This window comes from Faecalibacterium intestinale (assembly GCF_040096575.1).
Taxonomy (GTDB): Bacteria; Bacillota; Clostridia; order Oscillospirales; family Ruminococcaceae; genus Faecalibacterium; species Faecalibacterium intestinale.
In genome coordinates this window covers 1-1735 of sequence record NZ_JBBMEN010000056.1, presented here as the reverse complement: position 1 = coordinate 1735, position 1735 = coordinate 1, and the positions used below count along the sequence as shown (strand labels likewise).

Genomic DNA, 1735 nt, shown 5'->3' with positions numbered 1-1735 from the left:
GTCAGCCGCAAGGCTGCGGCGCACAGGACCTTGAAAATTGAACAATATCGAAAGAACTTGTAACGGAACCTATATTCGTGTTGGAAAAACACGGTAAACAATTCCAAACAAAAGTAATTCACACAGGACGCAAGCGATTGCGTGCTGAGCGAAACAAGATTTAACACTTTTAAGTGATAAATATCATTTATAAAGAGTTTGATCCTGGCTCAGGACGAACGCTGGCGGCGCGCCTAACACATGCAAGTCGAACGAGCGAGAGAGAGCTTGCTTTCTCGAGCGAGTGGCGAACGGGTGAGTAACGCGTGAGGAACCTGCCTCAAAGAGGGGGACAACAGTTGGAAACGACTGCTAATACCGCATAAGCCCACGACCCGGCATCGGGTAGAGGGAAAAGGAGCAATCCGCTTTGAGATGGCCTCGCGTCCGATTAGCTAGTTGGTGAGGTAATGGCCCACCAAGGCGACGATCGGTAGCCGGACTGAGAGGTTGAACGGCCACATTGGGACTGAGACACGGCCCAGACTCCTACGGGAGGCAGCAGTGGGGAATATTGCACAATGGGGGAAACCCTGATGCAGCGACGCCGCGTGGAGGAAGAAGGTCTTCGGATTGTAAACTCCTGTTGTTGAGGAAGATAATGACGGTACTCAACAAGGAAGTGACGGCTAACTACGTGCCAGCAGCCGCGGTAAAACGTAGGTCACAAGCGTTGTCCGGAATTACTGGGTGTAAAGGGAGCGCAGGCGGGAAGACAAGTTGGAAGTGAAATCCATGGGCTCAACCCATGAACTGCTTTCAAAACTGTTTTTCTTGAGTAGTGCAGAGGTAGGCGGAATTCCCGGTGTAGCGGTGGAATGCGTAGATATCGGGAGGAACACCAGTGGCGAAGGCGGCCTACTGGGCACCAACTGACGCTGAGGCTCGAAAGTGTGGGTAGCAAACAGGATTAGATACCCTGGTAGTCCACACTGTAAACGATGATTACTAGGTGTTGGAGGATTGACCCCTTCAGTGCCGCAGTTAACACAATAAGTAATCCACCTGGGGAGTACGACCGCAAGGTTGAAACTCAAAGGAATTGACGGGGGCCCGCACAAGCAGTGGAGTATGTGGTTTAATTCGACGCAACGCGAAGAACCTTACCAAGTCTTGACATCCCTTGACGATGCTGGAAACAGTATTTCTCTTCGGAGCAAGGAGACAGGTGGTGCATGGTTGTCGTCAGCTCGTGTCGTGAGATGTTGGGTTAAGTCCCGCAACGAGCGCAACCCTTATGGTCAGTTACTACGCAAGAGGACTCTGGCCAGACTGCCGTTGACAAAACGGAGGAAGGTGGGGATGACGTCAAATCATCATGCCCTTTATGACTTGGGCTACACACGTACTACAATGGCGTTAAACAAAGAGAAGCAAGACCGCGAGGTGGAGCAAAACTCAGAAACAACGTCCCAGTTCGGACTGCAGGCTGCAACTCGCCTGCACGAAGTCGGAATTGCTAGTAATCGCAGATCAGCATGCTGCGGTGAATACGTTCCCGGGCCTTGTACACACCGCCCGTCACACCATGAGAGCCGGGGGGACCCGAAGTCGGTAGTCTAACCGCAAGGAGGACGCCGCCGAAGGTAAAACTGGTGATTGGGGTGAAGTCGTAACAAGGTAGCCGTAGGAGAACCTGCGGCTGGATCACCTCCTTTCTAAGGAGTCAGGCAATGACAGAGCATCTAAGATGGTC

General features: G+C 52.2%; 1 rRNA gene. It reads left to right on the top strand.

The annotated features are described in order from the left end of the window. Window positions 1–186: 186 nt before the first annotated feature. Window positions 187–1697, top strand: a 16S ribosomal RNA gene (locus WMO20_RS14300). Window positions 1698–1735 lie beyond the last annotated feature (38 nt).